This window comes from Variovorax frigidus (genome assembly GCF_051216515.1).
Taxonomy (GTDB): domain Bacteria; phylum Pseudomonadota; class Gammaproteobacteria; order Burkholderiales; family Burkholderiaceae_C; genus Variovorax.
The window spans coordinates 138,497-153,613 of record NZ_JBPJZF010000004.1; the positions used below are offsets into that span (position 1 = coordinate 138,497).

Genomic DNA, 15,117 nt, shown 5'->3' on the forward strand with positions numbered 1-15,117 from the left:
GTGCGGCACGGAAAGGTGCAAACCAACCGGACGACGTGCTGAACACGTCATCTGCTTGTCATGAAAAACCTGCTGAAACTCAGCTCAAAACGTACAGGCCGGCGGGCAGCGATCGGGCACGAAGATCGAAGGTGCGTTGCAACTGCGCCAGCGCCACATCCAGCAAACCGATGGCAAAGCTGCCGCTCACCGGCTTGCTGCGCGCCGCCGTGTTCATCAACAGCACGCGACCCGGCCGGTAGCGATTGATCTCCTCCACCACCTGCGCCAGCGGCGTCTGCTGGAACACCAACTCGCCCTTGCGCCACGCCGACGTGTCGGCCGGCTCGATGCGGGTCACACTGCTCACCGACGCCGCGTCATAGATCGCCCGCTGACGGGCCTGGAGCGACCGGACCCCAGATGGATGCGCCACCCGCACGGTGCCCTCGATGCAGGTCACGCACACCTTGCCGTCCAGATGTCGGACCTCGAAACGTCCGGATTCGGCAAGGCTACGACCGACACCGGCGATGACAGTGAAGGACATGCCAGGACCGAACAGGTCCACGGCGGCTTCCCCCGTGAGCAGATCGATGCCGGTCGTTTCACCGTCGACGGTCTGGCGGCGCACGCTGGTTTGTGTGTTCAGGGTGACCTGGACGCGTTGCGACACCGCGAGAGTGCGTTGTTCGCCAGTGGCGGTGCGGTCGTCCGCGCCCCATTCATTGGGGGATGGCCACAGGCTCAGCGGAGGATGAAGCACGGCAACGCCCGCGACCGCGCTGGCGCCTATCGCCGCGCCCAGAAAGGCCCGGCGACCGTGGTGGAGGCCGTGCAGCGCTTGTTCGTGGAGGGAGGCAGCTTCCACATTGGTGCGCAACACGCCGCCAGCCGCCGGCTTGATCAGCGCCCATTCCTTCTTGGCCGCGCTGAAAACCGACTTGTGCGTCGGGCTGGTACGCAGCCAGCGCTTGAAGGCCTCGGCGTCCATCGTCTTGACGTCGCCGGAACTGAGCCGCCGCAACCAGACCCAAGCTTGCCGCTCCAGTTCGTCAGCAGAAGTGCGATCGTCAACGGGCGTCTTCATGACGTCACGCCCCACGGCGATGCTGGCCCGCAAAGGCGGGGGTTGCCAGCATATCGGCCAGTTTGCAACGCGGGCGGAGAGGTGAGTCGCCTGCCAAGACGAATGACACCCTTGGCCACCCGCGGATTATTCTTTTCATTTGCTCCTCCGGGCGATGAGATAGTCGTGGGCCTTCTTCAAGTCCGACTCCACCGTGCGCAGTGACACCCCGAGGCGCCTGGCCACGTCCTTCTGTTCGAGGCTTTCCCAATGCACCAGCAAGACGACCTGACGCTGCCGCTTGGGCAGGCGGTCGATGCTCCTGAGCAAGCTTTCCATGCTGGAGCGGGCCTCGGCCACCTGCTCCGGTCCGGGGGCTGCATCGGCCATCTCCATCAGTTCGCTGATCTCATCGATCGGCAGGGACTTGCCCTGGCGCCGCTGGATGTCCAGTGCGATGTTGACAGCCATGCGCAGCAGATAACCGGAAGGACTGTAGATCAGTCCTTCGTCTGGCTTTTTGCTGTTGACGCTCAGCCAGGTGTCCTGCAGCGCATCGCCGGCCAGGTCGCGATTGCCCAACATCCGCGCCACGCGTGATTTCAGGCTTTCGTAGTGCTTGGTGAGATAGTCCGTCAGGACGACAGGTGTGTCTTCGGACATGGTCAGGACAGCCCGCCGACCTGATCACAGCGCATATCGAAGTGCACATCGTAAGGTAGCAGGAGCATGGTCACGGGCTGCTCCAGGTCGGACGGCGGTGTGCTGTCCATGCGCACATGCCGCAGCACATCCAGCACAGCGGCGTCACGCCCCGCATCGCCGGTGGAACCGATCAGGCGCGGGCGCTGGATCTGCCCCGCCGCATCCACCTGGAAACGCAGCAAGGAGCGATATTCCCCAGGCACCGTGCGTGGGTTGTCGCACAACGCCCGCCAGACACGGGTTTGGACCCGTCCGGGATAGCCGCTCAAGCGGCCCAGGTTGGCGACACGCGAGGCATCAGTCGGCGCATCGGTGGACGCTTTCAGGATGAAGGCGCCGCCCGCACCGTGGTCGAACTTCTCGGCCACCAGACCGGTGCCGGCCAGCAGCAGGCGCAAGGCGGCTTCGGTCGAATACCGACCGGAGACGGCGGCGGAGGTTCGGCCATTGACGATCTCGCTGCGGAACAAGGCAGGCTGTCGCGTCAAGGTGCCGTAGCGCTGGAGCGCCTCGATCAAGGGCTGCGCCGGGAGGTCGAAATCGAAGAGAGGAGCGCTGGCCGTGGCAGAAGAAGTTGCAGGCGACGGCGACGTCGCACTGCTCGACAGCGGCGAACTGGTGCCGTCAGTCGCCCAGCACGACGATACGAGGCCGCATACCGAAAGGGCTCGCATGAAATGGTTCAGGCTGCGTGGGTGAATGCGCATCCAGGCCAATCCTTGCACCCCGCAATGTCACGAGCGACGCCAAGCCTGCGGTCGCACCGCAGACGCAATGGCAGGGAAAATGATCGATGCGGCAAAAGATAGGCACCATTTGGGAACCTGTCATGGTGTCAGCGACGCGTGACTGCCTCATTACAGATGCACGGTTTCCCCGCAGAATCCACCCCTGCGCCAGCCGGTCACCGCTCCCCGAGGCGCAGCCACAGCGCTCAGGACACCCCACCGCCGCGCGCCCCTCCGCTGGTTGCATGCACATTCACACCCGCGGTCTTTGCAAGCGCTTCGACCAGCGCCGCGACGGCGGGCAGTACCTGCTCGCAGTTGTCGAGCACCCGCAATTCGGTACGCGTCGCGAGCCAGCCGGTCACGCCGACGGCATCGGCGTTGCAGGCGGCGGGCATGGCCTGCGCCACCGGGCGGGCAAGTTAAGACATGTTAAGAGTCGATAAGAAGACCTCGGAGCCCATTGCCGCACGCCGCGCGCACGCACACACTGCGCCCGTTGCATGCGCGCCCCGTGGGCCGCGAAAGACTGAACAATGCGTTCTCAATCGGATTCGCTTTGTGGTGGCCTGGCACCGGACAGCCATCCCCCGGACATTGCGCAGCGCATGGATCGCCTGCCCGTGACGCGCCTGCACCTCGCCGCGGTGGCGCTGTGTGCGCTCGGGTTTTCCTTCGATCTCATGGAGATGGCGCTGGGCAATGTGCTGTCTGCCGTGTTTTCGGCGGCGCCCTACAACGCGCCGCGCCAGGCGCTCGCGCTGCTGCTGTCGTCGGTGTATATCGGCGCCATCTTCGGTGCGCCCCTTTTGGGCCACTGGGCCGATCGCCACGGCCGGCGCGTGCTGCTGATCGGCGCGCTGACCTGGCTGGCGGCGACATCCGCTCTGGCCGCTGCGAGCCCGAATGCAGGCACGCTGTCGGTGGCCCGCGCCATGAGCGGGTTCGCGCTGGGTGCGTATCCGCCGTTGATGTTCGCCTACCTCACCGACCTGTTGCCGCCTGCGCGCCGCGGCCTGCTGACCTTCCTCACGGTCGCGGCTGGCGCGATCGGCCCCCCGATGGGCGTCTTCTTCGTGCGTGCGCTGACACCGGTGGCCCCGCTGGGCCTGGAAGCCTGGCGCTGGGCCTTCATCGCGGGCGCGGTCGGTGCCGCACTCGTCGCCCTGCTCTTCAGGCTTTTGCCCGAGTCTCCACGCTGGCTGCAGGTGAAGGGGCGCTACGAACAGGCGGCATCGACCTGCGCGCGCTTCGAGCGTTCGAGGACGGTCTTGTCCTCGCCGCCGGTGCCTCAGGCGGCGACCGAAGCACGGGCCGAAGGCGCACGGCGCGGCGCGTTGCCGATCGTCTCGTTCCTCTACTTCCTCAGCCCGTGGTCGACCGTTGCCTTTCCGTTGATGATCGGGGCGGTGCTGGTCAACAAGGGATTCCGGATCCACGACACGCTGCTGTTCGTCGGGGTCTCGACCTTCGGCCTGATGATCGGCAGCGGACTCTCCGCGGCCTTCGTTGACCGCATGCAGCGGCGCGGCGCCCTCGCCGTGTGCGCGGTCGCGATGGCCCTCAGCGGCCTGGGGTTCGCGCTGAGCACCACGCCGGCCTGGCTGATGGCCACCAGCGTGATGTTCACGCTCTCCGCGGCGCTCTTCGTGCCGACGATGACCATGTACGGTTCGGAAGTCTTTCCCACGCAGCACCGAGCGCGCTACAGCTCGATCGCATGGGCCTTCAATCGCATCGGCGCCGCCGCCGCGCCCTTTGTGCTGCTGCCGCTGCTTCATGGCGTCGGCGTGGTCGCCATGACCTCGGTGATCGTGGGCACGCTGGTGCTCAGCCTGCTCGTGCTGTGCTTCTGTCCGCGCGGCTATGCCGGCCGGTCGGTGAACTGAACGAAGCGCGCGGGTGAGCGGCGCAAGGCTCGACCGCATATCGGATGGCACGGTTCGATGGGTCGCATGGACCGACGTTGGCGATCAGCTGATGTCGAGCGTCGTGGTCCGCAGCCGCATGGCGCTCGGCGCACCTGCGCTGCGGAGCAGACGCTGCGCCAACTCGGTGTCGGCGCTCGGACCGCGCTGGACCGTTCGCGCCAGCATCGCGTTCAGGGCCTCGCGCGCCGCGGCGCTGTCTTCCAGGCGAACCCATGTGATGGCACAGCGCAGCTGCCATGCGTAGGCGCCTTGCAGACGCGACATGGCCAGGCCGCGGTGTACCAGCTCGATCGCACGCTCGGTGCGTCCTTCCGAATGGGCGCGCTCTGCGAGGTTGCGCAGGATCTCGGGCGCGCACCAGAGGTTGCGGTCGGACAAGGCCCGCTCGCCGGCATCGTCCGCCACCATCGCAGGATGGAAGGTGGCCAGCATGTCCGCCTGCGCACCGCGCAGCGTTCCGCAAGCCTTGCTCGCGCCGAGGGGCGCATCCGGCAGGCCGTCGCTCAGGTGATCCAGGGCCTTGCGGTAGAGCTTCGGCCAGGTCTGCCACCACTCGAGCACGTGGGTTTGGGCGCATCTCTCAAGTTGCTCGACCTGGCGCGCGGCAGCCTCGAGGTTGCCGCACCAGATCAACACCGGACAGACGGCGAAGGTCAGCGCATACAGCAGCGACATGCCGTTGTCCAAGGCCAAGACGCTGTCCATCGCGTCGCGCGCCGCCATCTGCGCCCGCTCGGTTTCACCGCTGACCCACAAGATGCGCGCCAGGTGCGTGAGCGCCGCGGTGCGTTCGTCCGGATGCGATACGTTGCCAGGCGAAGGGCGCAGCGACAGTCCGCTCGAGTGCAGCGCCCGCCGCACCCGCTCGAGCGCATGCGAATGCTGACCCTGCAGATGCAGGCAAAACCCCAGGATGCGATGCGAGGACAGGATGGCGCGCGCATCCTGCGCCTGGGTGGCCACATCGGCATAGCACGTTGCGGCGGCATGCGCGCCGGCATAGTCGCCATGCAGCACGCGGCTGCTGCATTCAAACCGGAGCGCCGCCAGCTCGCTGCTGCCGTCGCCCAGGCTGCGGGCAATGGCCACGCCGCGTCGAAGCGCGTCGAGGCCTTCCAAGCCGCCTCCGCGCACTGCCACGCAGGCCTGCCCGAACTCGAGACACAGCTGCATGTGCAGCTCGCTGTCTTCCAGGGCGCAAGGGACGACCTGGCGCGCACGCTCCAGCCACTCCAGGTATTCCTTCATCCGGCGCAGCCCCGAGAAAAAGACGGCCGCGTTGGCGACAAGCCGAACGCCCACTTCGCGATCGCCTTTGTCGTGCAGGGTCCAACGCAGTGCCGTGCGGATGTCGTCGAGCCTCCGCAACTGGCGTTCGCGCCATCGCGCCGGGTCGACGTCGGCGCGTTCGATGGTCGCGCTCTGCAGCAGGCACAGGCAATGCGCGGCGTGGCGCTGCGCCACCTCGTCGGCGTCGTTGCCGACGGCCAGCTTCTCGAACGCGTAACCGCGCGTCGTCTCCAGCAGGCGATAGGCAACGCTGCCCTCGCACCCTTCAGCCGCATCGGTTGCCACCAGCGACTTGTTGACCAGGTTCACCAGCGCATGAGCAGCGTCGCTGGGCCGTTCGCCCGCCACGGCCATGGCCGCCGACAGGGTGAAGCGCTCGCGAAACACCGACAACCGGGCCAGCACCCGCTGCTCGATGGGCGGCAGCAGGTCATAGCTCCAGTCCAGAGTGCCGCGCAGCGTCTGGTGGCGCGGCTGCACCGTGCGGTGGCCGAGCGCGGTGAGCGACATGCGGCCGTCGAGCATCGTCGCCAAGCCGTTGAGACCGTAGAAGCCGATCTGCGCCGACACCAGCTCGATGGCCAGCGGAATGCCATCGAGGCGACGGCAGAGGTGCGCGATCTTCTCGACGTCGTCGTCGCCGAGCATCACGCCTTCGGCGCAGGCCGATGCGCGTTCGACGAAGAGCTCGAAGGCGGGGAAGCGCATCGCTTCCGCCCAGGGCAAGGGCGCGCCGGGCGGCGGCGAGGCCAACGGCGGCAGACGCACCAGCCACTCGCTGCGCGCGCGCAGGGGTTCGCGGCTGGTGCTCAGCAAGTGACTGCTGCAATGGCTGAGCACCGCTTCGGCGAAGGTGGCGACAGCCTCGATGACGTGCTCGCAGTTGTCGAGCACGAGCAGCACCGAGCGTGTCGCCAGCCAGCGGTGCAGCGCGGCCAGCGCATTGCCCGAGCCGTGCGCCACGCCCAGGACCATGGCCACGGCGGCCGGTACCTGGGCGGGGTCGGTCAGGTACGAGAAGTCGATGAAGTGCGCGCCGTCGGCGTAGTGCGCTTCGAGTTCGGCAGCGGCAGCCAGCGCGACGGTGGTCTTGCCCAGGCCGCCGGGCCCGACCAGGGTGGCGAAACGGCGCTGCGGCATGGCGCGAACCAGCGCCAGGATCGAGGCGTCGCGGCCGACCAGCCGCGTCATCATCGCCGGCAGTTGCCGGCCCGCCTCGGCGCGCCCGGCGGCCGGCGGGGCACCGGCCGCGCACACCACCGGTGCCACGAAGCAGTAGCCGCGCGTCGGGACGTTGCTGATGTAGCGCGGACCCGAGGGCGTCTCGCCCAGGATCTTGCGCAGCGCCGCGACATGCACGCGCAGGCCGCCTTCGTCGATCACCGAACTCGGCCACACACGCGCCAGCAGCTCGTCCTTTCCGACGATCTGGCCGGCACGCTCCACTAGCACCGCGAGCAGGTCGAAGGCACGGCTGCCCATGCGCACCGGCTCGTTGCCGTGCAGCAGCGCGCGCTGCGTCGGCAGGAGCAGGAAGGGCCCGAATGCATACATGGCATCCGTCGACGGCCCGCGGTCGTTCATGCGCGCTCCTTCGTGGCCCGGACGAACAGGCTCGCGCCGAACCCGGCGGGAGTGGCCGCGCAACCGCGGCGAACCTGTTCGTGGAGGACGGTTGTCGGGCACATGGGAACGGGACTCGCGCTCGGGTGGCCACGGGGTACGCGGCCGACATGGTTCGAGCATGACGGCTGCGGCGCGGTGGGCGCAAGTTAAGCGTTGTTAAGCGCTGAAGGCCGGTGCCGCTTCGGGCAAGGGCGCGCCGAGGACCTCGCGTGCGGCGCGAAGGTCCCGCGTGTCCAGGCCTTCGTGGAAGCGGCCGTGGGCGGCGGCAAGCCGATCGCGCCGCGCCGCGACATACGGCCCGCCGAGCTGCACGAGACTGGTCAACGCGCGCAACGCCCATGCCGGCGCCTGCTGCGCGTGGGCCAATGCCAGGGCCTGTTCGAACCGGGCCTCTGCCTGGGTAGCGCAGCCGGCACGCAAGAGTTGATCGCCATCGGCCCGGAGCACCTCGGCGCCGCACCACGGCGCCTGGCCGGCCTCCGCACGCGCCACGGCTTGCGGTGTCACGGCGAAGGGGGCGACGGTCACGAGCATGTCCAGCCGCTTGAAATCGGTCTCATTGCCGCTGGCCGTAGCGCCAGGTTCGAGCGCGCCTGCGATCGCGCTTTGGTAGGTGAGCGCCCAACTTCCCCAGTAAGGCAGGTGAAAGGCAGTGCAATGCTCGGCCAGCCTGCGCAGCAGTCGCTGCGCGAGGTCGATGTCGCCTCGCCACAAGGCCACTGGCAGCGCACCCCAGCTGATCGCGTGCGCCAGCGACACGCTGGTGTCATCCTCAGCGCGCCGAAGCGCCTCTCCGATCACCTCGGCCGCCTCGTCGGGACGGCCCTGAAGCCAATGCAGCCGCGCCAGCACCGCCCGACCGGAGACCTGCGGGTCGATCGCCGATTCCGAGACGCGCCGCACCCCGGCCGTGCCGACCAGGAGCTGCTCGGCGACCTCGCGCGCCGCATCGTGCTGCGCCATCGCATGCAGGGTCTGCGAGAGCATGCGCGCCGTGCGGATCTGCCCCGGCTGCTCGAAGCCCTCGCCGGTGCCGGCGCGGCAGCGATGCACCAGCGCCAGCGCGCCCGGATAGTCGCCGCTCAGAAAGGCCCCCATCCAGGCGCCATCCAGCGCCAGTGCGGTGAACGCCGGCTCGTCGAGCTGCCGCGCCAGTTCGACGCTGGCATCGTAGTTGCGCATCATCTCCGCCACCGGCCCGCGGTTCTGGCCGATGAACAATGCAAAGGCGTTGCGCAGCGGCAATTCGACCTGCGGTGCGGGGTGCGCCCCCGTGGAATCGATGTAGCCAGCAGCCCGTTCGTGGTGGGCCCAGTATTCGTCCCACAGCGACAGCTGGGGCGCCAGCGTCGCACTGGCCACGGTGAGCTCGACGCCGACCAGCGGCTCGCCGCCGGGCGCGAAGGCCCAGTCGAGTGCCGCACGCACGTCGTTGATGAGCGGGCCATACAGCCGCAGCCACGCGGCGCGTTCGATCGTCAGACTTTTTTTTCCGGCCACATGGAACAGCGCGCACAGATGGTGCGCATGCCCGCCTGCCACCGTGGCCGCGGCACAGCTGTCCTTGAGCTTCTGGAAGGCGAAGGCGCGCGTGGTCTCGAGGTAACGGCACAGCGGGCCGTCCTCGCTCGGCTCCAGCACCACCAACGACTTCTGCGCCAGCGCCACCACCGCGTCGGAAATGGCGGCCAGCCCCGCCTGGCCGGCGCTGGCGACCGCCGCGGCCGAGGCCAACGAGAAGCTGGAGCGGAAGATCGACAGTTCCTCGAAGGTTCTCCGCTCCAGCGGCGACAGCAGCTCATGGCTCCAGGCGAACAGCGTCTCCAGGCTCTGGTGGCGCGGCGCCAGCGGTTGCCGCTCATTGCGCAGGCTCAGCGGCGACTCGGCCAGTCGCCGGGACATCGGCTCCAGCCCGTAGCGGTCCGTCAGCGCCGCGACCAGTTCAAGCGCCAGCGGCAGGCCGTCGACCTGGCGGCAGATCGCGGCGACGCGTTCGGCATCGTCGTCGTGCAACGCGTAGCCGGGGCGGCGGTCGGCAAGCCGTTCGGTGAACAGCTCCACGGCCGCGTAGCCCAATGCCTGGCTGGCCGACCTTGCGGCGTTTTTCGCAGGTGCTGGCAGGCTCTTCATGCGCAGCACGGCTTCACCGCGGCACCGCAGCGGCTCGCGGCTGGTGACGATGACATGGCAGCGAGGCGCCGACTTGAACACGCCCTCGCACAGCGACGCCACGGCCGCCACCACATGCTCGCAGTTGTCGAGCACGAGCAGCATTTGTCGGTCGCGCAGAAAGGCGACGAGCTCCGGCACGCCCATGTTGCCGGGCTCGGGCATCTGCAATGCCGCCGAGACCGCCGACGGAACGCGTTCACCGCTGGCCAGGTACGACAAATCCACGAAGCAGGCGCCGTCGCCGTAGCCTCCCTGCAAGCGATTGCCGGCGTCGACCGCCGACGTGGTCTTGCCGATTCCGCCGGCCCCCACCAGCGTGACCAGACGCGCGCGCGGAACGTTGGCGACCAGGTAGCCCGTGACATCTTCGCGGCCTACCACCCGGTTTCGCAGCCGCGGGAAATTGCGGGCGCCGAACCCGGGCGCCGGATTGGCTGGCCTCGGCGTGAGGCCGGGCAGCGCCAGCCCGACCCCGTGGCCCGGCATGTGCATCAGGCAGTAGGCGCCGCTGCACGCGGTGCGCAGCACCTGGTTGAGGCGGCCCGTCAGAGGCGCAAGCGGCTCGCCGGCTGCGGCCTCGCACAACGCATCGGGCACGAACTCGCCCAGGCTTTCCATGAGGCGCACGAGCAAGTTCACGTCGACCCTGCCCAGCGGAAGCTCCTGGCCGGCATAGAAGGCCTTGCCTTGGGCGGGTGCCAGGTGAAGAAGTCCCCAGGACAGAGAGTGGGTGGACATGAACTCGTGGGGGAAGACGGCCGGCGCCGATCTTGCCAGCGCACCTGGGGCACTCAAGTTAAGTTCCGCTAATTCTTGTTGTGCGCGCGGCGCGCTGAACAACTTTGGACAAGCATTAACTGGATGTTCCGGCCAGGCCTGGCGACCATGCCATCTTGCATCGAGCCCCCTCACGCTTCCTGGAGAGCCTCATGAACGCAGTCGACACGAACGAAATCCATGTGATCGTCGATCATCCGGACCCGCTGCTGGCGATGGGCTTGGCGGCTGCCCTCGGACGCAAGGACCGCATCCACGTGCATGTGGGCAGCATGGAAACAGCACCGGCCGGCGCGGACGTGGCGATCAGCAACTACGACCACGGCCTGCGCCTCGCTGCCGACAACCGCGCGGCGATGCGCCAGCGCCCGCGCGTGATGGTGCTGGCGCAGCAAGGACGCGAGCAGGAGGTGCGGCATGCGCTGGAATGCGGCGTGCACGCGTACCTGATGAACGGCTGCCGGATGGAGGAACTCTTCGAGGGCGTGCTCGCACTGGTTCAGGGTCGACGCTACATGTGCACCGCGGCGGCACAACGGGTCGCTGACAGCATGGCGCACGAGACCCTCACCTCGCGCGAATCCGAGGTACTGGAACTGCTGGTCGGCGGCTGCTGCAACAAGACGATCGCGCGCCAGCTCGACATCGCCGTCGGCACGGTGAAGGCGCACATGAAGGGCATCATGGCCAAGCTCGATGCCTCCAGCCGCACCCAGGCCGTAAGCGTGGCGGTGGCGCGCGGCCTCGTCGGCTCCCCGCAATCGAACGAAACGGGCCTTGTCGCGGTCAGCTTGCGCCACTAGGATCGCCCTCCCGACCGGAGGCTCCCATGACACTTGCCGATTCCTGCCTTGGCCGCCGGGCGTTCCTGGGCGCCGGCCTCGCCTGTTCGCCGCTGGCCATGGCACAGCAGCGGCCGGTGCGGGTGGTCGCGACCTTCGGCGCGGGTGGCATCGCCGACATGGTCGCGCGCCTGACCGCACCGCACCTGGCGGCGGAACTCGGGGAGCAGGTCGTCGTCGAGAACCGCACCGGCGCCAGCGGGGCGATCGGTGCGCAATGGGTCGCTCAGTCACCTGCGGACGGCTACACGCTGATGCTGGCCACGCCGTCGACGCTGATCGTGAATCCACTCATCCATGCGCGATGGCCCTCCCACGCAGAGCGCGCTTTCGTTCCCGTGTCGCTGTTCGCCGAAAGTCCCGTCGTGCTGGTCGCGCAGCCCCGAAGCGGACCGCTGGGCCTGTCGAAGTGGGTTCAGCATGCGCGTGCGAATCCCGGCCGGTTCAGCTACGCATCGGCCGGGGCCGGCACGACACCGCACCTGGGCATGGAACTGTTCAAGCTCGAGATGGGCGTGGATGTCGCCCATGTCCCATTTCGCAGCGGCGCGGAGGCCGCGGCCGCGCTGCTGTCCGGATCCGTTGACCTGCTGGTCGAAGCAGCCGCCGTCGTGCGCCCCTTCGTCGAGGCCGGGCAGATGCAGGCCCTGTGTGCGCCCAGCGCGCGGCGGTGCGCCGTGCTGCCCTATGTCGAGACGGCGGCTGAACAGGGCTTTCCCACTTTTGACGTGCCCGTCCCCTGGTTCGGCCTTGTCGCACCGGCCGCCGTGACGAGCCCGAGGCGGGATCTGCTGGAGGCGGCCAGCGAGCGGGCCCTGGCGCGGCCGTCGCTGCAGGTTCTGCTCACCGAGCGCGGCATGGATCTCTTGCCCGGTGGGGCGCACGCCTTTCGCGACCGGCTCGTTCGCGACCGGCCGCTCTACGAGCGGGTCATCCGCGCGGCGCGGGTGAGCGTGGATTGAGGGGGTGCACCTCAGGCACCGCCCGGCCCACGCCCGCCGGACATCGGCTTCGACATGCGGCGGTGCCGCGTCTTCGCCACCTCTGGCGCGGGCCCGACCACCACGAGAATCTGCGCCTCGGTCTCGCCGATCGAGGTGATCTTGTGCGGAATGGCCGCATCGAAATGCGCGCAATCGCCGACGTTCAGGAATTCCATCTTGTCCGACAGCTGCAGTTCGACCTGCCCGCTCAACACATAGACCATCTCTTCGCCGCTGTGTCGGCTCGAAGGATTGCGAAGCCGATCCTGTGAAGGACGCAGGACGAAGGCGCTGATCCGGCCGTTGGCGATCTGGCCGGAGATCGGCCGAGCGGAGGCGGACTCCGTCTGCGGGGCGCGCAGGATCGACAGCACCTTCGCGCTTTCGACCTGGAACAGCTCTTCCACCGTGACGTTCAGGGCTTTGGCCAGATGCAGCGCGCTCGCGATCGATGGTGAGCAAAGCCCCCGCTCTACCTTCGAAAGATAGCTGCGCGTCAGCCCGGCAGCCCGTGCGAGCTGGTCGAGGGTCAGGTCGTTCTGGATCCGCAGCAGTCTGAGGTGGGCGCTCATCTGGAAGGTGTCATGCCGACTGGACGGCCGCGAAGGCGCGCGTGGTCTCGTCCATGCGGTAGTGCATCGCCGGGCCGCACGGGTCCGCCCAGACAAGGGATTTCCGAACCAGGCCCATCAGCGTTTCGGTCGCCACGGCGCTCCCGACCTCCGATGCCACCTCGACGGCCGCGTCCAGAAGGAATGGCTCGCTCAATACCGAGAGCCGCTTGAACAGGTGCCGCTCGCAGGGCGTCAGCAGCTGGAAGCTCCAGCGCAGCGACTCGGTCATGGAATGGTGGCGAGGCTGGGCGGTGCGCCAGCCGGCGACGGGAATGTCTCCTGCGGACGCGATTTGCGCCAGCAAGCCGGCCAGCCCGAAGAAGCCGGCCTGCGATGCGGCGAGTTCGATCGCCAGCGGATTGCCATCCAGGCGATGGCACAGCTGCGCGATCAGCGCCACATCGCCGTCGCGGTAGTGCAGCTGGGTTGCGCCAGCACGCTCGACGAAGAGCTCGAAGGCCGCATAGCGAAGCGCATCGCCGTAGTAAAGCGAGGCCATGAGCGGCGGCGACGCGAGGGGCTGGAGACGCTGCACCCATTCACGCTGCGCGCGCAGCGGCTCGCGGCTGGTGGCGAGTATCAGGATCGAAGGCGCATGGACAGCGGTCCGTTCCGCGAAGGCGGCAGCGGCATCGATCACGTGCTCGCAGTTGTCCAGTATCAGCACCGTCCTGGGTCCGGCATATGCGTCGATCTGCGACACGGGCATGCCCATCGCCGCAGCGATCGCGGCATCCACCGCCTCTCCCGCGCCCAGTGCGCCCAGATCGACAAAGCAGGCGTGCATGCGTTCTTGCGCCTTGAGCCGCGTGGCGGCGGCCACCGCGACGGAGGTCTTGCCGATCCCGCCCGGGCCGGTCACCGTCAGAAAGCCGCGCCGCATCAGCCCGTCGGCGACGTTGTGAATGGCATCCTCGCGGCCGATCAGCGGAGCCGGCGCCAACGGTGCATTCAACGCGAGCATCGGCGGCGGGAAGTCTTCGGTGAATCCGAAGGCTGGGGCGGGTGTAGATGGGACGTGGTGACGAGAGTCACGAGGCTGTAACCTCGACGCGGCACGTTGGCGATGTGCCGCTCGCCGGTCTCTTCCTCGCGCAACGCCTTGCGCAGCGCCGTCATGTGCACACGCAGGCTGCCTTCGTCGACGATCACATGCGACCACACGCGCGCAAGCAACGTTTCCTTGCTGACCACCGTGCCGGCATGCTCCGCGAGCACCGTCAGCAGGTCGAAAGCGCGGCTGCCCACGGCGACGGCTTCTCCGTCATGCAGCAGCAGGCGCTGCGCAGGCAGCAGCAGGAAGCGGCCGAATGCGAACCGGACCTTCTCGGTCATGGTGACAAGTTGGCTGACAGTGATCGTGAATTTTATTACTCAAGTGTCAAATACTCAACTTGTTTCCTGAACTGCGACAGGCGGAAACCGCTGTCTCGCGTGACGAGACCTCGGCCCGCCCCCGTGGCGCGTGCGTGAAGGTGCGGTCGGCTCAGCGCCTGATGAACGCAAGCAGGTCGGCGTTGACGACGTCGGGATGCGTCGCGCACAAGCCGTGCGGCAACCCCGGATACACGATGAGCTCCGCCCCCTGCACCAACTTGGACGACACGAGGCCGGAGGCTCCGATCGGAACGATCTGATCGTCGTCGCCATGCATGACCAGCGTGGGGATGTCGATCTTCTGGAGGTCTTCGGTGAAGTCGGTTTCGGAGAAGGCCTTGATGCAGTCGTACTGGGCCTTGATCCCGCCCCTCATTCCCTGCAGCCACCAGTGCTGGCGAATGCCTTCCGACACCTTGGCTCCCGGTCGGTTGTAGCCGTAGAAGGGCAAGGTGATGTCGCGGTAGAACTCCGCACGATTGCCCGCGACGCCGGCGCGGATGCCATCGAAGACTTCCAGCGGCAGGCCGCCTGGATTCGCATCCGTCTTCAACATCAGCGGAGGCACCGCACCGATCAGCACGGCCTTGGCCACGCGCCGCGTCCCGTGTCGACCGAGATAGCGCGCCACCTCGCCGCCGCCGGTGGAGTGTCCGATGTGGATGGCGTCCTGCAAGCCGAGTGCTTCGGTCAGCGTGGCCAGGTCGTCGGCGTAGGTGTTCATCTCGTTGCCGGTCGCGGTCTGCGACGAGCGCCCATGGCCACGCCTGTCGTGGGCGATCACGCGGTAGCCCTGGTGCAGAAAGAAAAGCATCTGCGCATCCCAGTCGTCGGCGCTCAACGGCCACCCGTGCGAGAACACGAGCGGCTGGCCCTTGCCCCAGTCCTTGTAGAAGATCTGGGCGCCGTCCTTTGCGGTCACGAAGTTCATGTGTAGCCTTTCTGATGATGAGAAACGAACGAGGTCAATGACGGCAATGCGCCTGCGCTTCGAGCTGCGCGGCATCGCCCTTAAGAGATGGGC

Annotated in this window: 13 protein-coding genes; 3 read left to right on the top strand and 10 right to left on the bottom strand. The window is 67.8% G+C overall.

Translation table 11 applies throughout. The features are described 5' to 3' along the window. Positions 1 to 79: 79 nt before the first annotated feature. From ACSFBC_RS12920 to ACSFBC_RS12935, 4 genes are all read right to left on the bottom strand, one after another. Positions 80 to 1,069 carry a FecR family protein gene (locus ACSFBC_RS12920; protein ID WP_435510738.1) on the bottom strand — a complete coding sequence of 330 codons (990 nt, stop codon included), beginning with the start codon at positions 1,067 to 1,069 and terminating at the stop codon, positions 80 to 82. Between the two features lie 135 nt (positions 1,070 to 1,204). Beyond that, on the bottom strand, positions 1,205 to 1,711 hold the full coding sequence (locus ACSFBC_RS12925; protein WP_435510739.1) for an RNA polymerase sigma factor: 507 nt from the start codon (positions 1,709 to 1,711) through the stop codon (positions 1,205 to 1,207). Between the two features lie 2 nt (positions 1,712 to 1,713). Next, positions 1,714 to 2,460: a secretin and TonB N-terminal domain-containing protein gene (locus ACSFBC_RS12930; RefSeq protein ID WP_435510740.1), complete on the bottom strand. Its 747-nt coding sequence runs from the start codon at positions 2,458 to 2,460 to the stop codon at positions 1,714 to 1,716. 227 nt (positions 2,461 to 2,687) lie between these two features. After that, a complete protein-coding gene (locus ACSFBC_RS12935; protein ID WP_435510741.1) occupies positions 2,688 to 2,879 on the bottom strand; it encodes a hypothetical protein in 192 nt (63 codons plus the stop codon). A 210-nt stretch (positions 2,880 to 3,089) separates the two neighbouring features. On the opposite strand from ACSFBC_RS12935, the gene ACSFBC_RS12940 reads away from it, so the two are divergent. Continuing rightward, positions 3,090 to 4,370 carry an MFS transporter gene (locus ACSFBC_RS12940; protein ID WP_435510742.1) on the top strand — a complete coding sequence of 427 codons (1,281 nt, stop codon included), beginning with the start codon at positions 3,090 to 3,092 and terminating at the stop codon, positions 4,368 to 4,370. Between the two features lie 84 nt (positions 4,371 to 4,454). Here ACSFBC_RS12940 and ACSFBC_RS12945 read toward each other — a convergent pair whose 3' ends face one another. Then, a complete protein-coding gene (locus ACSFBC_RS12945; protein ID WP_435510743.1) occupies positions 4,455 to 7,286 on the bottom strand; it encodes an ATP-binding protein in 2,832 nt (943 codons plus the stop codon). A 198-nt stretch (positions 7,287 to 7,484) separates the two neighbouring features. Continuing rightward, on the bottom strand, positions 7,485 to 10,118 hold the full coding sequence (locus ACSFBC_RS12950) for an ATP-binding protein (RefSeq protein WP_435510744.1): 2,634 nt from the start codon (positions 10,116 to 10,118) through the stop codon (positions 7,485 to 7,487). Between the two features lie 311 nt (positions 10,119 to 10,429). Here ACSFBC_RS12950 and ACSFBC_RS12955 point away from each other — a divergent pair, with 311 nt between their 5' ends. Together ACSFBC_RS12955 and ACSFBC_RS12960 are read left to right on the top strand one after the other, a co-directional pair. Next, positions 10,430 to 11,080 (top strand): response regulator transcription factor, encoded by a 651-nt coding sequence (locus ACSFBC_RS12955; protein WP_435510745.1) that lies wholly within the window; start codon positions 10,430 to 10,432, stop codon positions 11,078 to 11,080. Between the two features lie 26 nt (positions 11,081 to 11,106). Further along, the gene (locus tag ACSFBC_RS12960; RefSeq protein WP_435510746.1) at positions 11,107 to 12,081 is read left to right on the top strand and encodes a Bug family tripartite tricarboxylate transporter substrate binding protein; all 975 of its coding nucleotides are present in this window, start codon (positions 11,107 to 11,109) and stop codon (positions 12,079 to 12,081) included. 11 nt (positions 12,082 to 12,092) lie between these two features. Here ACSFBC_RS12960 and ACSFBC_RS12965 read toward each other — a convergent pair whose 3' ends face one another. The 4 genes from ACSFBC_RS12965 to ACSFBC_RS12980 all read right to left on the bottom strand — a co-directional run bounded on the left by ACSFBC_RS12965 (position 12,093) and on the right by ACSFBC_RS12980 (position 15,024). Continuing rightward, positions 12,093 to 12,674 (bottom strand): cupin domain-containing protein, encoded by a 582-nt coding sequence (locus ACSFBC_RS12965; protein WP_435510747.1) that lies wholly within the window; start codon positions 12,672 to 12,674, stop codon positions 12,093 to 12,095. A gap of 10 nt (positions 12,675 to 12,684) precedes the next feature. Further along, the gene (locus ACSFBC_RS12970) at positions 12,685 to 13,680 is read right to left on the bottom strand and encodes an ATP-binding protein (RefSeq protein WP_435510748.1); all 996 of its coding nucleotides are present in this window, start codon (positions 13,678 to 13,680) and stop codon (positions 12,685 to 12,687) included. Then, on the bottom strand, positions 13,668 to 14,051 hold the full coding sequence (locus tag ACSFBC_RS12975; protein WP_435510749.1) for a winged helix-turn-helix domain-containing protein: 384 nt from the start codon (positions 14,049 to 14,051) through the stop codon (positions 13,668 to 13,670). Before ACSFBC_RS12975 ends, ACSFBC_RS12970 begins: the two co-directional genes overlap by 13 nt. 151 nt (positions 14,052 to 14,202) lie before the next feature. Continuing rightward, positions 14,203 to 15,024 (bottom strand): alpha/beta fold hydrolase, encoded by an 822-nt coding sequence (locus ACSFBC_RS12980; protein WP_435511169.1) that lies wholly within the window; start codon positions 15,022 to 15,024, stop codon positions 14,203 to 14,205. Positions 15,025 to 15,117: the final 93 nt, after the last annotated feature.

What these genes read in the sequence shown, in the direction of transcription:
- ACSFBC_RS12965 (WP_435510747.1), bottom strand. Translation starts at nt 12,674, where the DNA reads ATGAGCGCCCACCTCAGACTGCTGCGGATCCAGAACGACCTGACCCTC.
- ACSFBC_RS12935 (WP_435510741.1), bottom strand. Translation starts at nt 2,879, where the DNA reads ATGCCCGCCGCCTGCAACGCCGATGCCGTCGGCGTGACCGGCTGGCTC.
- ACSFBC_RS12945 (WP_435510743.1), bottom strand. Translation starts at nt 7,286, where the DNA reads ATGAACGACCGCGGGCCGTCGACGGATGCCATGTATGCATTCGGGCCC.
- ACSFBC_RS12960 (WP_435510746.1), top strand. Translation starts at nt 11,107, where the DNA reads ATGACACTTGCCGATTCCTGCCTTGGCCGCCGGGCGTTCCTGGGCGCC.
- ACSFBC_RS12925 (WP_435510739.1), bottom strand. Translation starts at nt 1,711, where the DNA reads ATGTCCGAAGACACACCTGTCGTCCTGACGGACTATCTCACCAAGCAC.
- ACSFBC_RS12955 (WP_435510745.1), top strand. Translation starts at nt 10,430, where the DNA reads ATGAACGCAGTCGACACGAACGAAATCCATGTGATCGTCGATCATCCG.
- ACSFBC_RS12930 (WP_435510740.1), bottom strand. Translation starts at nt 2,460, where the DNA reads ATGCGCATTCACCCACGCAGCCTGAACCATTTCATGCGAGCCCTTTCG.
- ACSFBC_RS12980 (WP_435511169.1), bottom strand. Translation starts at nt 15,024, where the DNA reads ATGAACTTCGTGACCGCAAAGGACGGCGCCCAGATCTTCTACAAGGAC.
- ACSFBC_RS12940 (WP_435510742.1), top strand. Translation starts at nt 3,090, where the DNA reads ATGGATCGCCTGCCCGTGACGCGCCTGCACCTCGCCGCGGTGGCGCTG.
- ACSFBC_RS12975 (WP_435510749.1), bottom strand. Translation starts at nt 14,051, where the DNA reads ATGACCGAGAAGGTCCGGTTCGCATTCGGCCGCTTCCTGCTGCTGCCT.
- ACSFBC_RS12950 (WP_435510744.1), bottom strand. Translation starts at nt 10,118, where the DNA reads ATGGAAAGCCTGGGCGAGTTCGTGCCCGATGCGTTGTGCGAGGCCGCA.
- ACSFBC_RS12920 (WP_435510738.1), bottom strand. Translation starts at nt 1,069, where the DNA reads ATGAAGACGCCCGTTGACGATCGCACTTCTGCTGACGAACTGGAGCGG.
- ACSFBC_RS12970 (WP_435510748.1), bottom strand. Translation starts at nt 13,680, where the DNA reads ATGCTCGCGTTGAATGCACCGTTGGCGCCGGCTCCGCTGATCGGCCGC.